Annotated in this window: 21 protein-coding genes and 2 tRNA genes; 10 read left to right on the forward strand and 13 right to left on the reverse strand. The window is 40.8% G+C overall.

The window, feature by feature from the left end; all coding sequences use genetic code 11:
• Nucleotides 1-33 precede the first annotated feature (33 nt).
• On the reverse strand, nucleotides 34-735 hold the full coding sequence (locus BLV99_RS08140; protein WP_092689504.1) for a DsbA family oxidoreductase: 702 nt from the start codon (nucleotides 733-735) through the stop codon (nucleotides 34-36).
• A gap of 180 nt (nucleotides 736-915) precedes the next feature.
• Here BLV99_RS08140 and BLV99_RS08145 point away from each other — a divergent pair, with 180 nt between their 5' ends.
• A complete protein-coding gene (locus BLV99_RS08145) occupies nucleotides 916-1665 on the forward strand; it encodes a hypothetical protein (protein ID WP_092689507.1) in 750 nt (249 codons plus the stop codon).
• A gap of 148 nt (nucleotides 1666-1813) precedes the next feature.
• On the opposite strand, the gene BLV99_RS08150 is transcribed toward BLV99_RS08145, so the two are convergent.
• The 3 genes from BLV99_RS08150 to ompR all read right to left on the reverse strand — a co-directional run bounded on the left by BLV99_RS08150 (nucleotide 1814) and on the right by ompR (nucleotide 5992).
• Nucleotides 1814-3331, reverse strand: coding sequence for an acetyl-CoA hydrolase/transferase family protein (locus BLV99_RS08150; protein ID WP_092689509.1), 1518 nt, complete (start codon nucleotides 3329-3331; stop codon nucleotides 1814-1816).
• 204 nt (nucleotides 3332-3535) lie between these two features.
• Nucleotides 3536-4996, reverse strand: a complete 1461-nt coding sequence (locus tag BLV99_RS08155; RefSeq protein ID WP_092689511.1) for an ATP-binding protein — start codon at nucleotides 4994-4996, stop codon at nucleotides 3536-3538.
• Nucleotides 4997-5227: 231 nt separating this feature from the next.
• Entirely contained in the window at nucleotides 5228-5992 is a 765-nt protein-coding gene (ompR, locus tag BLV99_RS08160) for an osmolarity response regulator transcription factor OmpR (protein WP_004650626.1), read from the reverse strand.
• Nucleotides 5993-6328: 336 nt separating this feature from the next.
• On the opposite strand from ompR, the gene BLV99_RS08165 reads away from it, so the two are divergent.
• The gene (locus BLV99_RS08165) at nucleotides 6329-8692 is read left to right on the forward strand and encodes a Tex family protein (RefSeq protein WP_092689514.1); all 2364 of its coding nucleotides are present in this window, start codon (nucleotides 6329-6331) and stop codon (nucleotides 8690-8692) included.
• 42 nt (nucleotides 8693-8734) lie between these two features.
• On the opposite strand, the gene BLV99_RS08170 is transcribed toward BLV99_RS08165, so the two are convergent.
• From BLV99_RS08170 to BLV99_RS08180, 3 genes are all read right to left on the reverse strand, one after another.
• The gene (locus BLV99_RS08170) at nucleotides 8735-9049 is read right to left on the reverse strand and encodes a hypothetical protein (protein WP_086184336.1); all 315 of its coding nucleotides are present in this window, start codon (nucleotides 9047-9049) and stop codon (nucleotides 8735-8737) included.
• Between the two features lie 79 nt (nucleotides 9050-9128).
• Entirely contained in the window at nucleotides 9129-10016 is an 888-nt protein-coding gene (locus tag BLV99_RS08175; RefSeq protein ID WP_086184335.1) for an SDR family NAD(P)-dependent oxidoreductase, read from the reverse strand.
• Nucleotides 10017-10345: 329 nt separating this feature from the next.
• The gene (locus BLV99_RS08180; RefSeq protein WP_092689516.1) at nucleotides 10346-11623 is read right to left on the reverse strand and encodes an O-acetylhomoserine aminocarboxypropyltransferase/cysteine synthase family protein; all 1278 of its coding nucleotides are present in this window, start codon (nucleotides 11621-11623) and stop codon (nucleotides 10346-10348) included.
• Between the two features lie 310 nt (nucleotides 11624-11933).
• Between BLV99_RS08180 and ettA the strand changes: the two genes are divergently transcribed.
• Nucleotides 11934-13595, forward strand: coding sequence for an energy-dependent translational throttle protein EttA (gene ettA, locus BLV99_RS08185; RefSeq protein WP_086184333.1), 1662 nt, complete (start codon nucleotides 11934-11936; stop codon nucleotides 13593-13595).
• Nucleotides 13596-13673: 78 nt separating this feature from the next.
• Here ettA and BLV99_RS08190 read toward each other — a convergent pair whose 3' ends face one another.
• Nucleotides 13674-14465 carry a DUF4198 domain-containing protein gene (locus BLV99_RS08190; protein WP_092689518.1) on the reverse strand — a complete coding sequence of 264 codons (792 nt, stop codon included), beginning with the start codon at nucleotides 14463-14465 and terminating at the stop codon, nucleotides 13674-13676.
• Between the two features lie 173 nt (nucleotides 14466-14638).
• Between BLV99_RS08190 and BLV99_RS08195 the strand changes: the two genes are divergently transcribed.
• Entirely contained in the window at nucleotides 14639-15604 is a 966-nt protein-coding gene (locus BLV99_RS08195) for a cation diffusion facilitator family transporter (RefSeq protein WP_086184331.1), read from the forward strand.
• Between the two features lie 30 nt (nucleotides 15605-15634).
• On the opposite strand, the gene BLV99_RS08200 is transcribed toward BLV99_RS08195, so the two are convergent.
• The 5 genes from BLV99_RS08200 to BLV99_RS08220 form a co-directional block, all read right to left on the reverse strand.
• A complete protein-coding gene (locus tag BLV99_RS08200) occupies nucleotides 15635-15976 on the reverse strand; it encodes a hypothetical protein (RefSeq protein ID WP_086184330.1) in 342 nt (113 codons plus the stop codon).
• Between the two features lie 449 nt (nucleotides 15977-16425).
• Nucleotides 16426-16501 (reverse strand) — tRNA-Glu (locus BLV99_RS08205).
• Between the two features lie 31 nt (nucleotides 16502-16532).
• Nucleotides 16533-16608, reverse strand: a tRNA-Ala gene (locus tag BLV99_RS08210).
• Between the two features lie 58 nt (nucleotides 16609-16666).
• The gene (gene gltX, locus BLV99_RS08215) at nucleotides 16667-18175 is read right to left on the reverse strand and encodes a glutamate--tRNA ligase (protein WP_092689521.1); all 1509 of its coding nucleotides are present in this window, start codon (nucleotides 18173-18175) and stop codon (nucleotides 16667-16669) included.
• 130 nt (nucleotides 18176-18305) lie between these two features.
• The gene (locus BLV99_RS08220; RefSeq protein WP_086184328.1) at nucleotides 18306-18602 is read right to left on the reverse strand and encodes a hypothetical protein; all 297 of its coding nucleotides are present in this window, start codon (nucleotides 18600-18602) and stop codon (nucleotides 18306-18308) included.
• Between the two features lie 370 nt (nucleotides 18603-18972).
• On the opposite strand from BLV99_RS08220, the gene BLV99_RS08225 reads away from it, so the two are divergent.
• From BLV99_RS08225 to BLV99_RS08250, 6 genes are all read left to right on the forward strand, one after another.
• A complete protein-coding gene (locus BLV99_RS08225; protein WP_086184327.1) occupies nucleotides 18973-19974 on the forward strand; it encodes a sulfate ABC transporter substrate-binding protein in 1002 nt (333 codons plus the stop codon).
• A 245-nt stretch (nucleotides 19975-20219) separates the two neighbouring features.
• Nucleotides 20220-21239, forward strand: coding sequence for a sulfate ABC transporter substrate-binding protein (locus BLV99_RS08230; protein ID WP_092689522.1), 1020 nt, complete (start codon nucleotides 20220-20222; stop codon nucleotides 21237-21239).
• Between the two features lie 180 nt (nucleotides 21240-21419).
• Entirely contained in the window at nucleotides 21420-22343 is a 924-nt protein-coding gene (gene rsmH, locus BLV99_RS08235; RefSeq protein ID WP_092689525.1) for a 16S rRNA (cytosine(1402)-N(4))-methyltransferase RsmH, read from the forward strand.
• A 41-nt stretch (nucleotides 22344-22384) separates the two neighbouring features.
• Nucleotides 22385-22675 (forward strand): cell division protein FtsL, encoded by a 291-nt coding sequence (gene ftsL, locus BLV99_RS08240; RefSeq protein ID WP_407079022.1) that lies wholly within the window; start codon nucleotides 22385-22387, stop codon nucleotides 22673-22675.
• Between the two features lie 13 nt (nucleotides 22676-22688).
• A complete protein-coding gene (gene ftsI / locus BLV99_RS08245; protein ID WP_086184324.1) occupies nucleotides 22689-24512 on the forward strand; it encodes a penicillin-binding protein PBP3 in 1824 nt (607 codons plus the stop codon).
• A 10-nt stretch (nucleotides 24513-24522) separates the two neighbouring features.
• Nucleotides 24523-26019 carry a UDP-N-acetylmuramoyl-L-alanyl-D-glutamate--2,6-diaminopimelate ligase gene (locus BLV99_RS08250; protein WP_092689528.1) on the forward strand — a complete coding sequence of 499 codons (1497 nt, stop codon included), beginning with the start codon at nucleotides 24523-24525 and terminating at the stop codon, nucleotides 26017-26019.
• The last annotated feature ends 6 nt before the right edge of the window (nucleotides 26020-26025 follow it).

A 26025-nucleotide genomic window follows, 5' to 3' on the forward strand; every position in this document is an offset into this window, starting at 1 on the left:
TTAGTTATCTCAATCTATATCAAAAAAATAGCATTATTTTTCTGGAAGATCACAGGTATCATCTTTACAAACAGCGGCATCTTCCGCAGCAATAGAGGCTTGTTCAGGTGCTGCTAAAGCCTTCTCAAAGACTTGTAAAAAGACTTCGCGGGGTTGTGCGCCTGCTAAAGCAATACGTTGATCAAAGATAAAGAAAGGCACGCCCGTGACTTTTAATTGATCTTGAGCGACTTCTTCATCAAATTTAACAAAGTCAGCATATTCTTCTGAATCTAACACGTCCTCGACTTCAACAGGATTGAGTCCAATACGTGCAGCGACGTCTTCAATGGTTTCACGTTCACCAATTGATAAACCTTGTGTCATATAGCTATAGAAAAAGGCTTCTTTGGCTTCTGAGCCTAAACCTTTGCTTTGGGCTAAATGAATAATACGATGTGCATTGAAGCTGTTCCCTGAGTTGGCATTTTCCCAATTAAATTGGATTCCTTCCTCAGCAGCCATAGCGGCAATATTGCGTTGCATATCTTCAACATCGGCAACGGTGCGTCCATATTTTTGCGCGAGGCGTTCAGAATTTGAAACTTCCTGACGAGTGGGTGCTTCTGGATCAAGTTCATAGCTGTGCCAATGCACTTCAAGTTCTACACCCGCTTGTTTCGCTGCCGCTTCCAAACGTTTTTTACCAATATAACAAAATGGGCAAACCACATCTGACCAAATATCTACGCGCATAAGCAATCTCTTCTCTTTTCTTGCCTACATTGATGGGGGTGGCTGGCAAAATTTAAAGCATGAAAGTTGAATTAAAAGCTCATTTGGCAGCAAAAAATGGCAGTCTTTTTGCTGAATAAATAACCAGTTGTATTCTGAATCGCGTTATCATATTGAAAAGTCAGTCGAAGGGAGTCTCGTATGCCAAAGATTTTTTTAATCTTAGCGTTAGCGACATGTACTGTATTTGGTTGGATGTTTTATCAGTATTCGGTACAACAAGACGAGTTAAGTCAAATTAAAGACTATCAAACAGTATTGTATGAAAAAGCAGAACTCATTTATCAACAAGCCCAAGATTGGTCGAAACCGATCGATATCAATGTGTCAGATAATCATTTGCAGGGCGATTATAAAGTGATGGCGGACTTTGTCCTGAGCGATATGATTCAAAATGCTGAAGCAAGAAATCAGTATTTACGTGAACTCAAAGCGCTGCATTGGGATCAGTTTTTAAATATTGATCGTTTAGAGAAAGATCGGAAACAGAATTTTATCGAAACTGAGCAAATGTTAAAACAAGTCCATCTTTTGACCGCTCAGTATCAACAACAAACCCAGCAACGTGAAGAAGATACTTTAGATCGAGCGAAGCATTTATCGATTAAAGCCAACTTGAGACATCAGTTGGCAGATAGCTTACGTGAAAGTCGGGACAGTGATCAAACCCATGCTTTATTTGCATTAGAGTTGCAGATATTAAGCAAGGCTGATGCTTTATTTGAGATTTTAAAAAACAATAAATGGCAGAAAAACCAGCAGACGTTTATGTTTTATGAAGATCAACCCTTAAAGCAATTTAATGCTTTATATGGAGAGATATTGCAGTTGAATGCGGAAATAGAACAAATTAAAAAGCAAAATCGTAAAGCGATTGAACAGCGTTTATAGCATTTGAATTCGCTATGATTTTGAAATAGAGAGCTGGATTGAATGAAATGTCAGGCATCAAGATAGGACATCATGCACTTCAAGCATTCATCTCAGCCATAAAAAAGCGTACTGAAGTACGCTTTTTTATACGAAATATTGAGGTTATTTAAGCAATTTTAGCTTCTGGTTGAGCAACAAGCATTTGACCTTGCTCTTCAAAGTTGACATGCCAAGACAATGCTTCACGAAGAAGGTGAGGGGTATGTCCGCCTTTTGCACAAGAACGGTCAAAGTAGTCATTCAATGCATCACGGTACATTGGGTGGGCACAGTTGTCGATAATGGCACGCGCACGTTCACGTGGTGCTAAACCGCGTAAATCCGCAAGACCTTGCTCAGTCACTAAAATATCGACATCGTGTTCAGAGTGATCGATATGCGATGCCATTGGTACGATTGAAGAGATGTCACCACCTTTTGCAATCGACTTGGTCACAAAAATAGCCAAATGAGCATTACGAGCGAAGTCACCTGAACCACCAATACCGTTCATCATTTTAGTACCGCAAACGTGAGTTGAGTTTACGTTGCCGTAAATATCAAATTCGAGTGCAGTGTTAATGCCGATAATACCTAAACGACGAACCAATTCAGGATGGTTCGAAATTTCTTGTGGGCGAAGCACCAATTTGTCTTTATATGCGTCAAGGTTGTTAAACACTTTTTCGCCATATTTAGCAGAAAGTGTAATTGAGCTACCTGAAGCAAATTTCATTTTGCCCGCATCAATCAATTCGAAAGTACAGTCTTGTAGTACTTCTGAATACATGACTAAATCTTCAAAGTTTGAGTCTTTAAGACCCGTTAATACGGCATTGGCAATAGAACCGATACCGGCTTGTAATGGACCTAAATTTTTCGGTAAACGACCTGCGGCAACTTCTTGTTCGAAGAAATTGATCAAGTGGTTTGCAATACCTTGAGTCTCATCATCTGGTTCAGTCACAGTTGATGGAGAATCATGGTATTCATTGTTAATCACGATACCGACAATTTTAGCAGGGTCGATATTGATGGCATGTGTACCAATACGTTCATCGACCTGAGTTAAAGGAATCGCTTGACGTGTTGGACGATAGCTTGGGATATAAATATCGTGTAGACCTTCAAAAGCAGGGCTTAAGTTGGTGTTGATTTCGACAATCACTTTTTCAGCAAAAATGGCAAAGCTTGCAGAGTTACCCACTGAAGTGGTTGGAATAATCCCGCCATCTTCAGTAATCGCAATGGCTTCAATGATGGCAACATCAGGCTTTTTAAGCTGAAGGTTACGCATTTGTTCAACCGTTTCAGACAAATGCTGATCGATGAACATTACTTCGCCGTTGTTGATGGCTTTACGTAAAGTATTGTCAACTTGGAATGGTAAACGACGAGCAAGCACACCAGCTTCAGTCAATTGTTTGTCTAGGTCATTACCCAAACTTGCACCGGTAATTAACGTGATTTTTAAAGGATTTTCCTTTGCTTGTTTTACAAGTGCTAAAGGTACAGCTTTTGCTTCACCTGCACGAGTAAAACCACTCATCCCTACAGTCATACCATCTTGGATAAAAGTAGCAGCTTGTTCTGCGCTCATGACTTTGTCATGAAGTGACGCTAAACGAATACGATCTAAAAACATGGTTTAAGCTCAATTCTTGTTCGAAACTAGACAGATTGTACCGTCCTAAAAACAAATTGTGCATGCCTGTTAGGCTAAGGTCTAATTTTTTGAGAAAATGTGGGTATAACGATTTTTTATGGTTTTTAATTGATTGATTTTAATGAGCTAAAAATCAACAGCTGCATAACGAAATAAAACTGTTTGTTGCTTATTTAATCAGTGCTAAAAGCGTTCACTGAATGTTTGTTTAATTTTTCCTAATGTGGAGCTATGTATATTCTCCTCAATTTTATCTTGAATAATAGGTAAAGAAATAAGTGCTTCTAAACCGCCTTCAGGTCGATTATGCAGCGTGAGTTGACCTTGGTGGATGTCAACAATACGTTTAACAATGGCTAATCCCAAACCACTGCCTTGTACGGTACGGGCTTCATTGCCTCGGACGAAGGGTTGCATTAAGTCTTCAATTTGATCCTCAGGAATACCCTCACCATGGTCTGCAACACTAATAAAAATATGATCGTTTTCAACTTTTGCTGATAATTCAATGGGTTCAGCGCCATAGCGTTTTGAGTTGTTAATTAAATTACCAATCAGGCGCTTAAGTGAGAGACTTCGCGCTTGAATTACAGGAATGTCTTCAGCTTTGAAACGAATATCTAAAGGTTTGAACTGCACCACTAATTCTTGTAACAACATATTAATGTCGGTGTCTTGTATTTCCTCATCTGAACCGTCACGCATATAGGAGATAAACTGATTCAGAATGGCATCCATATCTTCTACATCATAAATTAAACCTTCTTTGAGAAAGTCATCATCAGGCATCATTTCTGCACTTAAGCGAATACGGGTTAAAGGCGTGCGTAAGTCATGGGAAATACCAGCTAGCATAATACGGCGGTCGCGTTCAGCTTGATCCAAGGTATAGATCATATGATTAAAGGCTTGGTTCACCTCACGGATTTCTTGTGGCCCATGATTGGTTTCAAGATAAGGTGCAGAACCGGTTTTACTATAATTATTGGCAGCATTTTGCAAACGACGTAAAGGGCGGTTGAGCTGGCGCACCAGTGTTAAAATGATGGCAGCAGCAATCAGGGGCACACCCAGCAACCAGCCAAAGACCAGTTCAGGGCTATAGTTGGCATAGGTTTTCAAAGGTTCACGCACCCAGTGCCCATTCATTTCAGGGGTCTGAATCCAAATGCGTGGGCTGGGTTTAAATTGGAAATAGACCGTCACATTTTCAACTTTGAGTTCTTTGGCGAGCTTTTTTTCAATTTGATTGGTAAAAAATTCAGCAATGACTTTGTCGCGAACGCTAGGATATTCTTTGGGGTCGGTGATGTATTCAATACCGACACGATTTTTTAACCAAGTGTCGACATCGACTTCGGCATCATTATGGAAAATACGTAAATCGGGATTGTTAATGATTTCGAGTTCAACACCCAAATATCGGGCATGTTGCTGAATTTCTGGAAGGTAGAGGGTACGCCAAAAGAACCACAACGACATAAATAAACTGAAAAATACAATGAATAACACCAGCACGGTGGTACGCATGGCAGCAGAACGAGGCTTTATTTTGTCCAAAAAACGTTCCGAACGAGTTCGTTTTTTTTCTGAATACGCTTCGTAATCGGTAAATTTCTGTGGGTCGATGGGTTCGAGTTTCACGCCTGATTCCTATGGTGAATCTGAAGTATTTTATTTGTTGAATTTTGAAGGAGTCTTACCGAATTAATTCTAATGGTAGGAGCTCGTATTGTTCTTTTAAAAAAGAACCAAAAACTTTGCCATTCGCTGAACTCGCGCACTTCAATGCGAGCCTTTAATTGAGGGTTAGCTCAAACAGCAGCGAATGGCGTTAAGGGACAAATATATGGTTCATATTGTCAGATTTTTTTCTTATTCCGCACCATCTGGAACAAAGACATAGCCGACACCCCAAACGGTTTGGATATAACGTGCACGGGCTGGATTTTCTTCAACCAGACGACGTAAACGTGATACTTGTACGTCAATTGAGCGTTCCATCGCACCCCATTCACGACCACGGGCCAAATTCATCAATTTGTCACGGGTAAGTGGTTCACGTGGATGTTGGACTAAGGCTTTCAGTACAGCGAATTCACCCGTGGTTAAGGTCACTACCTGACCTTCACGAGTCAGGGTACGTGTAGATAAATCCAGTGACCATGGGCCAAAACTGACCACTTCCATATGTTGGCTTGGCGCACCTGGAACTTCGCGGACTTGACGGCGTAGTACGGCACGAATACGTGCTAACAGTTCATTTGGATTAAAGGGTTTTGGTAGGTAGTCATCTGCACCGGCTTCAAGTCCTGCAATACGATCAGAATCACTGCCACGTGCAGTCAGCATAATAATCGGGGTGTCGATGTTCGATTGACGTAAACGACGACAAATACTCAGACCATCTTCAACAGGAAGCATGAAATCAAGCACGATGAGGGAGAAAAGTTCACGCTGTAACAAACGATCCATTTGTGTTGCATCGTGTGCCGTTTTCACTACGAAGCCTTTATCTTCCAGAAAGCGCTGCAATAACGTACGCAATCGCACATCATCATCCACAACGAGAATGCGTTCGACGCGATCAGTTTCGGTGTGTACTGGATCTGTTTTTTCAGCAGGTACAACTAAACTCATGATGTGCTCCTTTATTCTTTATTGTCATCGTAAACAAAAGTTCGGATAGCCTTGAGTATACGATTCATTTGTATCTGTTTACTATGCTCTAAAGCAACAAATATTGCAGATAAAATCAAGACATAGATACCAAATGTATACATCTAATTGGTCATTAATCTTGCTAAACATGCAGACTAAAAATGAACTTATCCCTTAATTTTGTAGCGAAGTATGAAAAAAACATGGATTGGCAATATTGACCACTTATGAATTTAATAAAAACAATTGTGGATTTTATGGTCTTGGTCTTTATAATCATGCCATTTAGTACTTATCCTTGTGGGATCAAACACGATGACTGACTTAGTTCAGCAGTTAGCAAAAGAAATTGCCGTACGTCCAAATCAAGTAGAAGCTGCCATCAAGCTGATTGATGAAGGTGCAAGCGTTCCTTTTATTGCACGTTACCGTAAAGAGGTAACTCAGGGCTTAGACGATACGCAGTTACGCCAACTTGACACGCGTTTATCGTATTTGCGCGATTTATTTGAACGCCGAGAAAAAGTTATTGAATCTCTGAAAGAACAAAATAAATTGTCAGATGATTTATTAACGCGTGTAAATGCTGCTGAAACAAAGAATGTTTTAGAAGAACTGTATGCACCGTATCGTCCAAAACGTACCAGTAAATCATTTAAAGCCAAAGAAGCTGGTTTAGCACCGATTGCGGCAAAAATCTTTGCAGAGCAAGTCGATCCAACTGAAGCTTTGGCTGGTTTTAGTCATGAAGATTATCCTGATGTTGAAAGTCAGCTTGATGCGATTCAGCATATTTTAATTGATGACTGGGCGCAGAACATTGCTTTAACCACAGAGCTTAAAGCAACATTTGCCAAAACAGCAGTGCTTAAAAGTTTAGTGGCCAGTGATGAGAAAAAAGAAGTCGGTAAAAAATTCCGTGATTACTTCGATTTTTCTGAAAACTTTAATAAAGTGCCATCACATCGTTTATTGGCGATGTTACGTGGTCGTCAAGAAAATGTATTGAACTTAAAAGTGGATGGTGAAAATGATGCACCACTGAGTCGGATTGAAACTGAATATCATCTTGATTCAGTTCAACCCCAAGCACGTGCAGACTATTTAAAACAAACTGCAAAACTGTTTTGGCTAGGCAAAATTCGTCCACAAATCGAACATTCATTGTTAACTGAAAAACGTCTGATCGCTGAAGCTGAAGCAATGGATGTATTTGCTGAAAATTTACGTCATTTATTGCTTTCAGCACCTGCTGGTTCTCGTTGTACCTTAGGTGTAGATCCAGGGATCCGTACGGGCGTGAAATTGGCTGTAGTCAATGCATCGGGTGATGTGGTTGCGCATAGCACGGTTTACCCATTTGCACCGAAAGAAGACAAAGCCGGTTCAATTGCTGAACTTGCGCGTTTGTGCCGTGAGTTTGATGTCGATTTAATTGCCATTGGTAATGGAACTGCAAGCCGTGAAACAGAAGCGGTGGTTGCAGAGATGATGACACAAAATCCTGATTTGAAATTGACACGTGTTTCAGTCAGTGAAGCAGGGGCATCAGTTTATTCAGCATCTGAATTGGCATCTGCTGAACTGCCTGAGTTAGACGTTTCTATTCGTGGTGCAGTTTCTATTGCACGTCGTTTACAAGATCCGCTTGCTGAGCTGGTGAAAATTGATCCGAAATCAATCGGTGTAGGTCAATATCAACATGACGTGAACCAAGCAGGACTTGCAAAAACACTTGAAGCAGTGGTTGAAGACTGTGTGAACTCTGTCGGTGTGGATGTGAATACAGCCTCCGCTGCAATTTTGGGTTATATCGCAGGCTTAAATAAATCCATTGCACAGCAAATTGTAGAATACCGTAAAGACAATGGTCGTTTTGATAACCGTCAAGCATTGAAAAATGTGCCACGTTTAGGCGAACGTACTTTTGAGCAAGCGGCAGGTTTCCTACGCATTCAAGAAGGTTCTGAACCGCTTGATGCTTCAGCCGTTCACCCTGAAAGTTATGCTTTGGTGAGCAAAATTGTTGCTGCTAAAGCGACCACAGTAAAAGATATAATTGGTAATTCTGAAATCATTCGTCAAGTGAATGCAGAAGAGTTTGCCGATGACAAATTTGGTCTTCCAACCATTCAAGACGTATTAAACGAGCTGGATAAACCGGGTCGTGATCCACGTCCAGAATTCCGTACGGCAAAATTCCGTGAAGACATTACTGACGTATCACAATTGACTGAAGGCTTGCAGCTTGAAGGTGTGATTACCAATGTGACTAACTTTGGTGCTTTTGTCGATGTTGGTGTACACCAAGACGGTTTGGTGCATATTTCTGAATTGGCAAATGAATTTGTTGCGGATCCACATAAAGTCGTGAAACCGGGTCAAATTGTGCAAGTACGTGTCTTACAAGTTGATGCTGAACGTAATCGTGTGAACTTGTCGATGCGTCCTGAAGGTTCGGAAGCACCAGTAAAGGCACAGCGTCAACCACGTCGTGAGCAAAATGGTCAAAATGAACCACGTGGTGAGCGTAAGCCGCAGGCTAAACGTCCGCAAACTGCACGCCCTCAAGGTGATCACGCACAAGCGAAGAAACCGCAATCGGCTAAACCACAAGAGCAAAAAATTGGTGGTTTAGGTGCATTGTTATTACAAGCAGGGATTAAAGGTTCAAAGTAATCTTTAAACGCTAAAAAAAACCTCCCAATTTGGGAGGTTTTTTTATGCGAGTTTTGGCACGATCCAACTACAAATAATCAGCATAATGCCCAAATGACCCAACTTGCGGGTGATTTTTTCTAATGTTGAAACTTGGACTGGAGCGTGTTGCGATGTGGCTTTACTTTTGAGTGCTGCAATCGACTTGTTGAAATGTAAGAATATGCCTAGGTCGATACAAATGAGAATCGTGCCGACATTACTGACGATTTCCATTAATTCATAATTTTGTTGATAAATAGAACTGGCAATTTGGTAGCCAAGAAATAGGGCAAAAGCAAAACAACCCAATTGGAACATAACAGCCGCAATGCGCATAAAAATCTAAAAGAAAAAAGAGTAGCTGTTTATAACATAAAAAAGCCAGTCTTATGACTGGCTTTCATTTATCACAATTTTACCAATGTTCGCCTGGGAATAGACGTGCATATGCTTTTTGTACCCAATTGAGTTTTTGTGGTTCGCCCACTGAAGCTGAAGAGCTTGGGAATAGGTTATAACCAATCGACATCAATTTATTATTGACATCTGGTGCAATAGAATAGGTGATAGAGGCTAAACGACCTAAGTTAGTCGCTACTTTCTTCGGACGTTTAATAATCGCATAAGCAATTAAGTCAGCCGCTTGTTCTGGCGATAATGTTGGTACGTACTTATAAATTTTAGTCGGTGCAATCATTGGTGTGCGTACCAATGGCATATAAACCGAAGTAATGGCAATTTTATGTGAATGAACTTCTGCCGACAGACAACGGCTGAAAGCATCTAATGCAGCTTTAGAGGCAACATAGGCTGAAAAACGCGTTGCATTCGCCAATACACCAATCGAGCTGATGTTGATGATATGACCATCACGACGATCCATCATTTGTGGCAAGATGTTCATTACTAAACGGATTGCACCGAAGTAATTGAGCTGCATGGTACGTTCAAAATCATGGAAACGATCTGATGATTCATGCACGGCACGACGAATTGAACGCCCCGCATTATTAATTAAAATATCAATATGATCGACAGAGGCTAAAATTTGTTGAGATACATCATCAATCGATTTCATATCATTTAAATCACATGGAAAAACGGAAGCCTTTCCACCTTTAGCCTCAATTTCTGCTTTGACTTCATCTAATGTCTCTTTGGTACGTGAGACCAATAAAACATGCGCACCGGCATCGGCAAGTTTATGTGCCGCGGTTAAGCCGATACCACTGGATGCACCAGTGATTAAAACAACTTTACCCTTCACTTTATTTTGAAAAAGTTTCTCTAGTTTTGAATTCACGCTGTAGTTTCCTTATTTGTATAGAATAATCTTCTAGATTATGTTTTTTATAGTCGATTATTGGGCTCAAATACTGGGGGAATTGAGCTGTTCTCATGTGGCATATAATAACCAATGTTTAAAAAAAATCCATAAATAAGTTGTTGAATTTATAAATATAATTAGAGTAATTGCTCTATTGTTGTCCGCTCTATAATTGGATTATTACATAGACATTCTGATTGGTGAAGAATATAAATTAAATTAAAAATAAATAATCAGAAAGTGAAAGGCTAAGAAACCTTCTTCCTGTTAGAAAGAAGGTTCAAAATATGCTGCAATAAGAACTGTTAAACGTGTGCCAGTGCTTGTGCTAAATCGGCAATCAAATCATCAATGTGTTCAATTCCCACAGATAGGCGAACCATATCAATACTGACACCCGCAGATTTCAATTCAGCTTCATTCAATTGACGATGGGTGGTGGTGGCTGGGTGGCAAGCCAAACTTTTGGCATCGCCAATATTGACCAGACGGGTAAAGAGTTGTAGTGCATCAATAAAGCGCGTGCCGCCTTCTAAACCGTCTTGTACCCCAAAGGATAAAATGGCAGAAGGTTTACCTTGGACATATTTTTGTGCCAAAGCATGTTGTGGGTGGTTTTTTAGACCCGCATAGTTGACCCATTGTACTTTAGGGTGTTGCTGTAAATATTCAGCCACTTTTTGCGCATTTTCAGTGTGGCGTTCCATGCGTAAATTTAAAGTTTCTAAACCTTGCAGGATTAAAAATACACTCAGTGGGCTAATTGCAGCCCCCGTATTACGTAAAGGCACCACGCGGGCACGTGCGATGTAAGCGGCTTCACCTAAGGCTTCAACGTAGTTCACACCGTGGTAACTTGGATCGGGTGTATTTAAAACTTTAAAACGCTCAGGGTATTTGCCCCACGGGAACTTGCCACTATCCACAATGGCACCGCCAATCGAGTTGCCATGACCGCCAATATATTTGGTCAGTGAATGCACCACAATGTCAGCCCCATGTTCAAAAGGTTTCAGTAGGGCAGGTGTTGCAACCGTATTGTCGACAATCACTGGTACGCCATATTCATGGGCAATTTTTGCAATGGCTTCTAAATCAATAATATTGCCCAGTGGATTACCAATCGACTCGACAAAGACCAGTTTGGTTTTATCATCAATTAAGCCACGTAGCGCTTCAGGATCTTGATAGTCAAAGAAACGCACTTCAATGCCTTGCTTAGGTAAGGTATGCGCGAATAAGTTATATGTACCGCCATATAAGGTTGAAACAGAGGCAATATTGTCACCTGCTTCAGCAATGGTCTGAATCGAATAAGTAATTGCTGCCATGCCTGACGCCAAAGCCAAAGCCCCAATACCCCCTTCAAGTGCAGCCAAGCGTTGCTCTAAAACAGCCGTGGTTGGGTTCATAATGCGAGTGTAAATATTGCCCTGCACCTTTAAATCAAATAAATCGGCCCCATGTTGTGTATTGTCAAAGGCATAAGATGTGGTTTGATAAATAGGCACTGCCACGGCTTTGGTGGTGGCTTCTGGGCTATAGCCTGCATGTATGGCAAGGGTTTCGTCTTTGTAGGTCATGTTTACATCATCTTCGTGAGTTAAATATTGATTGAGTTTAGCATTTCTATATATGAATCAAAGTGCTATTTAAATGAAATTGTTATCTTAAATCCTTATATTAATGATGTTTTTTCAATCCAAGCTGAAAAAAAATAACGGGCTATCAGGATGTTTAAAAAATCGACATGCGCTGAGTTGTAACATTCTATTGAAGATGAGCGCTATGCCTTATTTTTTCGCTGCTTTCATCGTATAATGCCCCAAATATTTGTTCACATCATGTTATTTACATTGTGTGAATGTTGCTTTTTCTATAGAGGAGTCCTACGTGGCCCAATATATTTACACGATGAACCGTGTGTCGAAGATGGTTCCGCCTAAGCGCGAAATCTTAAAAGACATCTCTTTATCATTTTTCCCAGGTGCCAAAATTGGTGTACTTGGTTTAAACGGTGCAGGTAAATCTACCTTGCTTCGTATTATGGCTGGCGTAGATAAAGATTTCTCAGGTGAAGCACGTGCTCAACCGGGTATTAAAATCGGCTATCTTGAGCAAGAACCACCATTAGATCCAAATAAAGATGTTCGTGGTAACGTTGAAGATGGTCTGCGTGAACCACTGGACGCTTTGGCGCGTTTGGATGAAGTGTTTGCTGAATATGCAGCAGAAGATGCTGACTTTGATGCACTTGCGAAAGAGCAAGAAAAATTAGAGTCGATCATTCATGCTTGGGATGCACATAACTTAAGCAACCAAATGGATCAAGCTGCTGCAGCGTTGAACCTTCCTGCTTGGGATGCAGATGTAAACTTGCTTTCAGGTGGTGAACGCCGCCGTGTTGCACTGTGCCGTTTGCTTTTGTCTAAGCCAGACATGTTGCTTCTTGATGAACCGACCAACCATTTGGATGCAGAATCTGTCACTTGGTTAGAGCGTTTCTTGAAGGACTTCGCTGGTACTATTGTAGCAATTACGCATGACCGTTATTTCTTGGATAACGTGGCTGAGTGGATTCTTGAGCTTGACCGTGGCATGGGTATTCCTTACCAAGGTAACTATACCAATTGGTTGGAACAGAAAAATGCCCGTTTAGAGCAAGAAAACAAGCAAGAAGAATCTTTTGCTAAAGCATTGAAGAAAGAACTTGAATGGGTTCGTTCTAATGCCAAAGGTCAGCAAAAGAAAAATAAAGCGCGTATGGAGCGTTTTGAAGAGCTGAACTCTAAAGAATTCCAACAACGTAATGAAACTTCAGAAATCTATATTCCACCTGGCCCACGTTTGGGTAACAAGGTGGTTGATGTTGAAGGCATCAGTAAATCGTTTGATGGTCGTTTATTGTATGAGAACTTAACTTTCTCTGTTCCACCAACGGCGATTGTGGGTATTGTGGGGCCAAATGGTGCGGGTAAAACGACACTATTCCGTATGATGACAGGCGAACAGCAGCCAGATACCGGTACGGTAACACTGGGCGAATCGGTTAAAGTCGCTTATGTGGGTCAGTTACGTGACACCTTAGATGATAAGAAAACAGTTTGGGAAGAAATTTCTGGCGGTTTAGATATCTTACGTATTGGTGATTACGAAATCGCATCGCGTGCCTATATCGGTCGTTTTAACTTTAAAGGTCAAGATCAGCAAAAACGCGTAGGCGAATTGTCTGGTGGTGAACGTAACCGTTTACAACTGGCGAAAATCCTACAAATGGGCGCAAACGTGATCTTACTGGATGAGCCATCGAACGACTTGGATATCGAAACTTTACGTGCGCTTGAGGATGCCATTCTGGTCTTCCCAGGTACAGTAATGGTGGTATCGCATGACCGTTGGTTCTTAGACCGTATTGCAACGCATATCTTATCGTTTGAAGATGATCAACCTGAATTCTACGCGGGTAACTATGCTGAATATGAAGCATACCGTCAGTCACGTTTAAGTGATGCTGGTGTACAAAAGCGTGCTAAATACAAAAAAATTGGCGTTTAATTGCTTATTTTGATGTGATTAAAAAAACCAGCCTACGGGCTGGTTTTTTTCTGCGCTATTTATGCTTTGTTTTATAGATTAAGCAGCAGGTGTTTTAACCCCTAAGCTGATAATGGTGTAATACTGATTTTGAGGTGTGGTTTTACTTTCGATTTTTTCACTCACTTCCAGTAAATAGCTCCCTGCATTCGGGAAAGTAAGTGTCGCTGTTCCATTGGGATTTACAGCCACCGTTTGCGCTTGTTTATCGGTTGTCCCTTGAGCACGAATCAGTACTTCGGCATGGGCAAGTGCTTTGCTTAGTTGAAGCTGAACAGGTTGCCCAGCCACAATTTCATTCGGGTGGGTTTGAAAGGTCACTTGAATGGGTGCTGGAGTGGCTGCAATTGGCGACGTGGTTTGTTTACTGATATAACTTTGAATACTCCACTCGCGAATTGTATCGATCTTCTTCGGTATTTTCCCTTTAAAGTCACTTGGAATTACATAGTCACGTTCACTCAGTGCTGGGACTTTATCTGCGGTAACATCTGCAAAAACTTTCCATTGTTTATTATGTTGTACATACTGAATTGGATAAGAGGTTTTGCCATAAACCGTGTAAGTGCCTTGTTCAGGTAATTTGAGATCGAATGTACTCACCGACTCTAGCTGACTTTGCGGTTGAATACTGATTTGGGTCTGGTTGGGCTGAATCACGCTAAACTGAACATCTTTCAAGGCATATTCTGCATTTAATGCTTCTTCTGCGTAGCCACTGAGCATAGAAATTTGTGTATTTGCAGTCAGGTAACTTAAAGGTGCAATATAAGGTTCATGTGCTTGGCTATATGAGCAGGCGAGTAAAGCCAAAACTAAATATTTTTTCATCAGTAGCTTCCTGAATATTTCTGGTGTGTTTTCATGGGATAATTGAATTAAAGGCAAGCTAAGTATATCGAGGAATGGGTTTAATTGATAATAGTAATGATTATCAATATTAATTTAAGAGTCGAAAAATTGAAATTTAAAAAAAACCATCAAACAAGAAGAAAGGGGATGCAATGAGTAGCCATCATGGGCATGATCATAGTCATGCCGTTGTGACTGAAGACAATGCAAAAAAACTCACTTTTGCATTAATATTAACCACCTCATTTTTAGTGATTGAAGTGATTGCTGGCTTTATCACGCAAAGCTTGGCATTGCTGTCTGATGCTGCACATATGTTTACGGATGCAGCCGCTTTAGCAATTGCTTTGGTGGCGATTAAAATTGGCAAACTTCCCGCGGACGATAAACGAACCTTTGGTTATCAGCGTTTCGAAATTCTTGCCGCGCTGTTTAATGCCTCTATGCTGTTTGTTGTGGCGATGTATATTTTATATGAAGCTTATCAGCGCTTTTCACATCCGCCTGAAATTCAAAGCTTAGGCATGATGATTGTGGCTGCGATTGGTTTAGTGATTAACCTCATTTCAATGCGTATTTTATTTTCCAGTTCCAAAGATAGTCTTAATATTAAAGGGGCTTATCTGGAGGTTCTTAGTGATGCATTGGGTTCGGTTGGCGTAATTATCGGTGCAGTGGTAATTTATGTGACCCACTGGATGTGGGTGGATACTTTAATTGCGGTACTGATTGGTTTTTGGGTGTTGCCAAGAACGTGGATTTTGCTCAAACAAAGTATCAATATTTTGCTTGAAGGTGTGCCTGAAGAAATTGACATTGAAAAATTGCGCAATGATCTTCTAAATTTAAAAGATGTGGAAAGTATTCACCAACTCAAAGTCTGGGCAATTACGTCAAAGAATGTGCATTTGACCGTACATTTGTATGCACCACAGGCGGATCATAATGCTTTGTATCGTGAAGCATTGGAAATATTAAGCCATGAGCATGGCATCACTGAAATGACACTACAGATTGAAAATGATGAATGTCTTGCCCAGTCACATTGTCAGCCCAATTCGGATCATAAGGAACATTTACATGATCATGATGGGCATTCACATCAGCACCTCGGCTGAACATCGGGCTGATGTGAAAATAGCTTTAGGTTAAATTTCCCATTCGTGATCACATTCACGACATTTCCATTTTTTTTGTGACTGCATAAAACCTTGCATGGAAATTTTAAAATCGGGCAAATCACGATAGAACAGGAAGCCTAAAATTAAGCACAAGACAAAAATAACCACTGTGGCCACTTGTAAAGTGGTTCCTGCGCCATCGCCAAAAATCCACATAGCAATACTGATTAACACCAATAGCAATAAAATGAAAATAGCAGAGATTAAAAACACTAAGCTTTTAGGAACGACAGGTCGAGTCGTTGGTCCGCCAGCTTGTGCAACAGGGATGATTTTAGGGCTTTGGCATTTTGGGCAACGGTATTGCATTACAACTCCACAATTTAAATCTATGCGTTATTTTAATGCTAATGAAGCAGAAAGCAAAAATATACTTGGCAGCAGCACAGTATGAATGCAATGGACATCACAGCGTACTTCATTTGAGAGGTCTTGCTGATCTATTTTGCAGGGTTAAAATAGGCACTAGAATAGGTGCTTTAAATTAAAAAATTAGATTATTGGGATGCGCTGGAGTGCTTTTATTTGATGAGGAACCTATATTGGGCATTTTTGGCTGATTGATACGATCACGCTGTATATCTGTAGTTTGGCGCTGTCTGGTAAGTAATGGCACAGAATAATCCAATAAGAATCGGATGAGGTTGGAGAAGCCGTTTTTTTGCTGTTAGATCAATTTACATATTACATAGTGTACAGATTGCATAATGTACAGATAATAAAAAAGCCACTGAATAGGTCAGTGGCTTTTTTGAATTTGGCGTCCCTACGGGGATTCGAACCCCGGTTACCGCCGTGAAAGGGCGATGTCCTAGGCCTCTAGACGATAGGGACTTATCGAGGCAACACAGGTAAAAACATGAGATGGTGGAGTCAAGGAGGATCGAACTCCTGACCTCTACAATGCCATTGTAGCGCTCTACCAACTGAGCTATAACCCCCAGTCTGTGTGAGCACAATATTAGGGGCATTGCGCTCATACGTCAACTATAAAATCAATTATACCGCATCAACTGCATCATTTTTCGGCAATTTTAAGCTTTCATTGAGTTTTTCCCACACTTTCGTTTCTTTTTTGCTCGGACCACCAACAATTTCCAGTGCATGGCGTAAACGGGCAAAGGTTAAATCTGGCCCAATGGTGACCATTGACTGCATCACAGGGGTTGAACTGGTCGAACCCGCAATTGCAATAAAGAAAGTCGGCATAAAGTCACGAAGCTTGATTTCCATTTGGCTGGCTAAATCCATCAGGGTTTGGCTAACGGTGTCATTATTCCAAGTAAATAAGCTTTCCAAGCGCCAAATTGCGAATTGTAAGCTTTGGCGAACTTGTTCTTCCGACAGTTTCTTGCTTTCAAACTGCTCTTTAGACAGTTGTGGAAATTGGTTGAAGTAGAAACCAGCCCAATTGACTGCTTCAGACAGTAAGTTGATACGCGGTTGAATGGCTGCGGCAATGTCTTCCAACATTTTACGGTCTGCTTTCCACGCTAAAAGTGTGTTGAGCAATTCAGCAGGAGAAAGTGCTTTAATCCATTGACCATTTAACCAATTGAGTTTTTCCACATCAAAAATTGGCCCACCCAGTGAAACACGTTTGATGTCGAAGTTTTCGATCATCTCGTGCAAAGTGAATTTTTCACGTTCATCTGGCATTGACCAACCCATACGCGCCAAATAGTTCAATAACGCTTCTGGAAGTACGCCAATGTCTTTGTAGTAATTGATTGAGGTTGGGTTTTTACGTTTAGATAATTTAGATTTGTCTGGGTTACGCAGTAATGGCATGTGACCAAGCACAGGCATTTCCCAGCCAAAATATTGATAAAGCAATTGATGCTTTGGAGCAGAAGGCAACCATTCTTCACCACGGAATACGTGAGTAATTTGCATTAAATGGTCGTCAACTACATTGGCAAGGTGGTAGGTTGGTAAACCATCCGTTTTAAGCAACACTTGCATATCTACTTGTACCCATGGAATTTGCACTTCGCCACGAAGATAATCTTGTACAGTACAAATTCCTTCTTCAGGCACTTTCATGCGAATCACGTGTGGCTCACCTGCAGCAAGGCGACTTTGGACTTCTTCAGTAGATAACTTTAAACCACGACCGTCGTACTTTGGCGTTTCACCACGTGCTTGCTGCTCGATACGCATTTGATCCAGTTCATCGCTGGTTGCGAAACAGTAAAAAGCATGACCTTTTTCAATCAATTCCAGCGCGTATTGCTTATAAATCCCCATACGTTCAGACTGGCGATACGGCGCATGTGGCCCGCCAATGTCTGGGCCTTCAGACCAGTTGAGACCTAACCAACGCAATGAATCTAAAATCATTTTTTCAGATTCAGGAGTTGAGCGAAGTTGGTCAGTATCTTCAATACGAAGAATAAATTCCCCACCATGTTGCTTGGCAAAACATAAATTGAATAAAGCAATATATGCAGTGCCTACATGTGGAAAGCCTGTAGGAGAAGGGGCAATACGAGTACGAACAGTCATAATCAATATTTTCAGAATGTGAATAGATACTATTATAACGAAAAAGCCTAATCACTTAATGTTAAATTCAACATCGAAATGATTAGGCTTGATTGCAACGTCTTAAGGGGGGAAGACGTTTATGATGTTATTAAGAGTTATTTTGAGGAAATAAGGCTTGTACGAAACGGGTAAATTTTTGATTTTGAGATGCAAAAAAGCTTTGCGTCGGTGCGACTTTAATTTCAGTAAGAACTTTTAAATCATTATCGCTACGTAAAATATTGGTTCCTTGCTTTTGTTGCAGGAGTGCTTTTTCAATCAATGACGAGCGTTCAGGCGCAATCTTTGCGTTCATGGTTTTAATGGCAGCCGTATGCCCGACTTGAGCCATCAGACCTAAGCTTAGACTTAAACTACATATCTTGATTAACTGTGTATATTTCATTTCAACTTTCCCCTTAATGCTGCCGTTTGCTACTGGAATTTACTAATTGTTGTTTTATTCTAGCATTATCATTTAAACACATAAAAAAATATAACAGTAGAACTGCATCAAACTCTTTTACAAAATGATGAAAACCAATTGAATAGGCTACTTTGTATCAAAAAAATATGGATAGAACATGGAGATTTGTGCAGGTTATGCAGATTGATCGACATTTGTTATATTTTTAGTCATAAAAGTGTAAATATCAGCATTTAAATTGATATCTATAAAACTGCTTTTGAATAAATAAAATGATATAACCATATGATTGCTAAAATTATTTTAGATTTATATAGTGCTTAAAATCTTCAATAAGCGATTTATAAACATGAAAAAAATAATAGTGTCGACTCTTGTTGCTTTATTGGGCGGAATGACTTCACATAGCTTTGCTGGAAAAGATTTCCTGAATGTTTCCTATGACCCGACCCGTGAATTCTACCAAGAATATAATCAAGCTTTTGGCACATTTTGGAAACAACGGACAGGGCAAGACGTAGACTTTAAACAATCGCATGGCGGATCGGGGAAACAAGCACGTTCGGTCATTGATGGCTTACAAGCCGATGTGGTGACTCTTGCTTTAGCCAATGACATTGAGGAAATTGTCAATGCTGGGCTAATTCATAAAAACTGGCAAAAACAGTTTCCCAATAATTCTGCACCGTATACTTCAACGGTGGTATTTTTAGTGCGTAAGGGTAATCCTAAAAATATTAAAGATTGGAATGATTTAACTAAATCAGGTGTAGAAATTATTACGCCAAATCCTAAAACGGGGGGTGCACCACGTTGGATCTACCTTTCTGCTTGGGGCTATGCTTTAAAACAGCCGGGTGGCAATGATGCCAAAGCAAAAGCGTTGGTGACAAAACTCTATGGCAATGTGAAAGTGCTTGATTCAGGTGCACGCGGTTCTTTAACCACTTTTGCTGAACGGGGTATTGGCGATGTGTTGTTGTCTTGGGAAAATGAGGCCTTACTGGCGACCCAAGGTTTGGGTAAAGACAAATTCCAAATTGTTTATCCTTCAATTTCAATTTTGGCAGAGCCTTCGGTGGCTATTGTTGATAAAACGGTCGATAAAAATGGTAACCGTAATTTAGCCAAAGGTTATCTCAATTATTTATATTCACCCAAAGGGCAGGATTTGGCGGCACAGCATTTTTTCCGTCCACGTAATCCACAAATTGCCGCAAAATATGCAGCACAATTTCCAAAAATTAAGCTTTTCACCATTGGTGATGTGTTTGGCGGGTGGGCAAAAGCGCAGAAAACGCATTTTGTAAATGGGGCGATTTTTGATCAGATTTATAGCAGTAAACAATAAATAAATGACCTGATGTTATTGCGTGTTAGGAAATGGATAGCGATTGTTATCCATTTTTATTATATATAGTGCATAAAATGCTATAAATATAGAATAAGTAAACTGTATTTAAATTTTCTAAACTAAAACAATAAATTAAAATAAAATATCTAATTTAATAGATTTTTCAGTAAGTTGAATGGATTGCGATTTATGATTTTATTTCATATATTTGGCATCAATCAAGATGAGTTGTCTGTATCGTAATGAAAATTCAATTTAAAGCTTTATTCAGTGCAGCATTGCTGGCAACCGGTATAGCTTTTACTGCCACGTCTGCTCAAGCAGCAGATCGTGATTTTTTAAATGTATCTTATGATGCAACGCGCGAATTTTATGATGAATTTAATCAATCCTTTGGTGCGTATTGGAAACAGCGTACCGGTTATACGGTAAATTTCAAACAGTCACACGGTGGCTCGGGTAAGCAAGCCCGTTCTGTGGTCGATGGTTTGCAAGGTGATGTCGTGACTTTGGCTTTAGCCAACGATATTGAAGAAATTGTAAAATCAGGTCAAATTCAGCCGGGTTGGCAAAAAGAGTTTCCGTATAATTCTGCACCTTATACCTCAACCATCGTTTTTATGGTGCGTAAAGGCAATCCGAAAAAGATTAAAGACTGGTCTGATTTAACCAAATCAGGCGTACAAATTATTACGCCAAATCCTAAAACAGGCGGTTTACCGCGTTGGGTGTATTTATCGGCTTGGGGTTATGCATTGAAGCAACCTGCTGGCACAGATGCAACCGCCAAAGATTTTGTCGGCAAAATGTACCGTAACGTCAAAGTCATGGACTCGGCTGCACGTGCATCGATGACCACATTTGCTGAGCGTGGTATTGGGGATGTGTTGTTGACGTGGGAAAATGAAGCTTTAGTAACGCAAAAGACTTTGGGGAAAAATAAGTTCGATATCATCTATCCATCTATTTCAATTTTAACCGAACCTTCAGTTGCCATTATTGATAAGACGGTGGAAAAAAATGGCAATAAATGGTTAGCCAAAGGTTATATCAATTATTTGTATTCACCCTTGGGTCAAGAGATGGCAGCCAAGCATTTCTATCGTCCGCGTAATGCTGAAGTGTTGGCAAAATACAAAGCACAATTTCCGCCATTAAAAACATTCACGATTGATGAAGTGTTTGGTGGTTGGGCGCAAGCACAAAAAACGCACTTTGTGAATGGTGCAACTTTTGATCAGATTTATAATACGCGTAAGTAATTGATTGACGTGTGATTTTAGAAGCCTCCTTGTTGGAGGCTTTTTTTATTGAATATTGGAAAAAGTTAAAACGGTTTTCTCTATAGAAAGTAATATTTATCTACAAAAAGACGTTTGGAGCTTTATGAAAACAAGGTAATAATGTGCAGTTACACTTTTCATAGTATTGATTGAACCCTTATGTCACATATTTCTGTATTACTTCACGAAACTGTTGATGCCTTATTGGCAGATCGCAATACAGGAATTTATGTCGATGGTACGTTTGGCCGAGGGGGGCATACGCGTTTATTGTTGTCTAAATTAGATGAAAATGCCCGTGTCTATGGTTTTGACAAAGACCCACAGGCTTTGGAAACTGCGGCAATCTTAGAACAAGAAGATCCACGTTTTAAAATTATCCATGCTAGTTTTGCCGATTTAAAACAAGAACTTGAAGCACGTGGAATTGGTTTGGTGGATGGTGTGATGGCCGATTTAGGCGTGTCTTCGCCACAGCTGGATCAGGCAGAACGCGGTTTTAGTTTTATGAAAGATGGTCCACTGGATATGCGCATGGACAATTCACAAGGCCCAACTGCGGCTGAGTGGTTGGTCAATATCGAAGAAGAAGCTTTGGCCAATGTGATTTTCCAATATGGTGAAGAGCGTTATAGCCGCCGTATTGCCAAAGCCATTAAAGCTGCGGGCTATATTGACACCACTGCACAATTAGCAGAAATTGTGAAAGTCGCGCATCCGAAATGGGAAAAAAATAAACATGCAGCAACACGAACTTTTCAGGGGATTCGTATTGCCATTAATAAAGAATTAGAAGATATTGAAGCGTTCTTACCGCAAGCGGTTGATGTACTTAAAACAGAGGGACGTTTAGCGGTCATTAGTTTCCACTCGCTAGAAGATCGTTTAATTAAACAATTTATTCAAAAGGAATCCACTTTAGCAGAAGATACCAGTTGGGGTATGCCACAAGAACGGGAAGATACCCGTCGGTTAAAGAAAATTTCCCGAGTCCGTGCCAGTGAAGCAGAAATCAAAGCCAATTTTCGTTCACGTAGTGCATGGCTTAGAGTTGCAGAACGCTTAGCTTTAAAAGGCGAATAATGAAAACTGAAGTTGTTGAAAAAAAAGCAGAAAAATTGGCGATGAAAAAAATCATCAGTTATATCATTTTATTGGTCTTGGTTTTTGTGAGCGCAATTATGGTGGTATTTCAAGTTTTTGAATATCGTCATGATTATCGTGAACTGAGTGCTTTTAACCGAGAAAAAGATGATCTGAATGCCGAGTGGGGGCGTTTGCTGATTGAGCAACAAACCTTTGGTGCGACTGCACAAATTGGCACACGCGCAGTGACCCAATTACGTATGTACTCGCCACCCGTGGCACAGACCGTTGTGATTTCTTTACCAATGACTTCAGAAGATAAAAAATAAGGCTAGCGGTAATATGGTGGACAAGAGAAATAAGCAAGTACGTAAAAAGCAGCAGTCTATTACGGAAAAAACCACATTAAGTGTCGATATGTGGCGTTTTTATCTGATGTGGAGTGTGGTTTTACTCTGCTTTTTAGCTTTAGTGGGACGTGCATTTTATGTGCAGATCATTAATAAAGACTTTTTACAAAATAAAGCCAATGCCAATATTTTAAGAACTGAAAAAGTAAAGGCCATGCGTGGCGTCATTTATGATCGTCACGGTGTACCCTTAGCCATTAGTACGCCTGTCATGAAAGTGGTGATTGACCCACGTGACTATTTTGAAACTAAAAAACAGTTTGATGACATTACCGCTGAACTGGTGAAAGATCCCAAAAACCGTAAGTTAAAACGTCAATTACCCGATAAAAACTTAAATCTGGATGAACTGGCTGATGCTGTGGGTATGGATCGTGCTGAACTGAAAAAGAAAATGAACGAGCGTCCTCGTTCACGTTATTTGGTTTTGCAAAAAGAAATTCCACCTCAGCAAGCTGAATTGATTGCAAAACGTGACTTCCAAGCGGTTTATACCGAGAAAAACTATAAGCGTTACTATCCGCAGCCACAGCCGAATGCACAAATTATTGGCTTAACCAATAGTGAAGGGATCGGGATTGAAGGTCTGGAAATGCAGTTGAATACTGCTTTATCAGGTCATGATGGCGCACAGCAAGTTGTTCGTGATAAAAAAGGCAATCGTTTCAAAGATGCTGAAGTCATTAAAGAAGTAGAAGCAGGGGAAAACATCACCTTAAGTATTGACTCGCGTCTGCAATATATTATGTATCGTGAATTGACGGCTGCTGGTGTTGCCAATAACGCGCGCTCAGCAACAGCAATTGCAGTGGATATCAAAACGGGTGAAATTCTGGCGATGACCAGTTGGCCGTCTTATAACCCGAATGATAAAAATAGTTTAGGTAATAAGGATGCCATGCGTAACCGTGGTGCTGTCGATTCATTTGAACCCGGTTCAACCATGAAGCCGCTAACAGTTTCAATGGCCTTGGAAAGTGGTAAATACACGCCAAACTCAGTGGTGAATACTTCACCGGGGAGTATGCGCATTGGTAACCATACCATTCGTGATACACATAACTATGGTGCACTGACTTTGGGTGGCATTATCCAGAAATCGTCTAACGTTGGTGTTGCCAAACTTGCCTTGTCTTTGCCTTATGCCACCCTGCCGACATTTTATAAGCGAGTCGGTTTTGGGCAGCGTTCAGCAGTCAAATTTCCCGGTGAAAGTGGCGGCTTAATCTTGCCACCAAGCAAATGGAATGTTTCTGAAGTGGGAACCATGGCTTACGGTTATGGCCTAAATGCGACTGTATTACAAATTGCCGATGCTTATGCGATGCTGGCCAATAAAGGGGTCAAGGTTCCTTTAAGTTTATATAAATTAGAACAGCCACCGAAAGGTGAGCAAATTATTGATGCAAAAATTGCCGATCAAGTGCTCTTGATGATGGAAACAGCGACGTTACCCGGCGGTACAGCAACCCGTGCCACGATTCCAGGCTATCGCGTTGCGGGTAAAACAGGAACCGCACATAAACTGCGTGCTGACCGCAAAGGCTATTCAACCAGTGAATATCGTGCCTTATTTGCCGGTGTTGCTCCCGTCAGTGATCCACGTTTAGCCATGATTGTTGTGGTGGAAAATCCGGCAGGCAGTTACTACGGTGGTACGGTCTCTGCACCTGTATTTTCGCGTGTGATGCAAGAGTCATTACGTCTAATGAATGTGCCTTTAGATAAACCTTTAGATACTCCCCAAATCCAGTAATAGGTGATGAATGTCCATTACATTTCAAGATCTCTACACTGCTGAAAAAATCACTGAGTGGATGAGCAAGCCATTGAGTGGTTTGAGTTTAGATAGTCGTAAAGTTGAAGCAGGACAAATTTTTATTGCCCTGAATAGTTTTTCTCAACCTGAAAAAACGCGGCAATTTGCCGTCTCAGCTTTGGCAAATGGCGCTTTAGCGGTGGTCAGTGAAGTTGATTTAGGTCTAGAGCACAGTGTGGTTGTGCCAGATGTTCGTCATTTGATGGGACAGTGGCAAAAACAATATTTACAGGCAACAACCCCTGTACAGGCCGTACGGATACTTGCAGTCACAGGCACCAATGGAAAAACCACGATCTCTCGTTTGGTGGCTGAACTGTTAACGCTGCAAGGTGAAAAATGTGCAGTGATGGGCACGACAGGGAATGGTATTTTACCGAATCTAGAAGCATCTTCGCACACTACATTGGATGCCTTGCATCTGCAAAGTGCTTTGCATGAGTATGCACAACAAGGTGCTGCATTTGCTGCAATTGAAGCCAGCTCACATGGTTTGGAGCAAGGTCGTTTAAATGGCTGTGATATTGAAATTGCAGCCTATAGCAATTTAAGTCGTGATCATCTGGATTATCACGGCACGCTTGAAGCCTATGCGGAGGCAAAATCAGGATTATTTAAATTTGCCGCTTTAAAAGTGGCGATCATTAACCTAGATGATGCCTATGCAGAGATTATGTTGAATGCGGCAAAAGCCAATCCTGCACAGCCGAAAATTTTGACCTATTCAACCACACAAGCTGCGGATTATCAGGTTAAAGATATTCAATATAGTTTGAATGGTGCAAATTTTAAATTGATCACCGCACAGGGCGAATTTGCAGTGCAAAGCCCTTTGTTAGGTCATTTTAATGTGGAAAATTTGCTGGCAAGCTTGATCAGTGCTGAACAGGCAGGTTTTGATTTGGCGGCATTAATTGCCGTGGTTGCGCAGTTAAAAGGTGCACCGGGTCGCATGCAGGTGATTCGTGATGCTGAGCGTTTATTTGTGGTTGATTATGCACATACCCCCGATGCTTTAACGCAAGTGTTGAAGACCTTAAAACGTCATGTTGCGCAAAATTTATGGGCTGTATTTGGTTGTGGTGGGGATCGTGATCGGGGTAAACGTCCACTCATGACTCAGGCCGCCTTAGATGGAGCAGATGTTGCTTTACTGACCTCAGATAATCCACGCAGTGAAAATCCAGAACAAATTTTTGCCGATATGAAAAATGGCATCGCATTTTCAACGCATCTGGTTCATGAAATTCATGATCGCCGTGAAGCGATCAAATTTGCTGTCAATCATGCTCAGGTCGGTGACATTGTGGTGATTGCGGGCAAAGGGCATGAAAATTATCAGGAAGTTGATGGCGTACGCCATTGGTTTGATGATGTGGTTGAAGTGCAGGCAGCGATTGACGCACAGCATCACAGTACAGATTCAGCATATCCGGCTCAATAGGAAGAA

Origin of the sequence: Acinetobacter kyonggiensis, from assembly GCF_900107285.1 — a bacterium.
GTDB classification, from domain to species: Bacteria; Pseudomonadota; Gammaproteobacteria; order Pseudomonadales; family Moraxellaceae; genus Acinetobacter; species Acinetobacter kyonggiensis.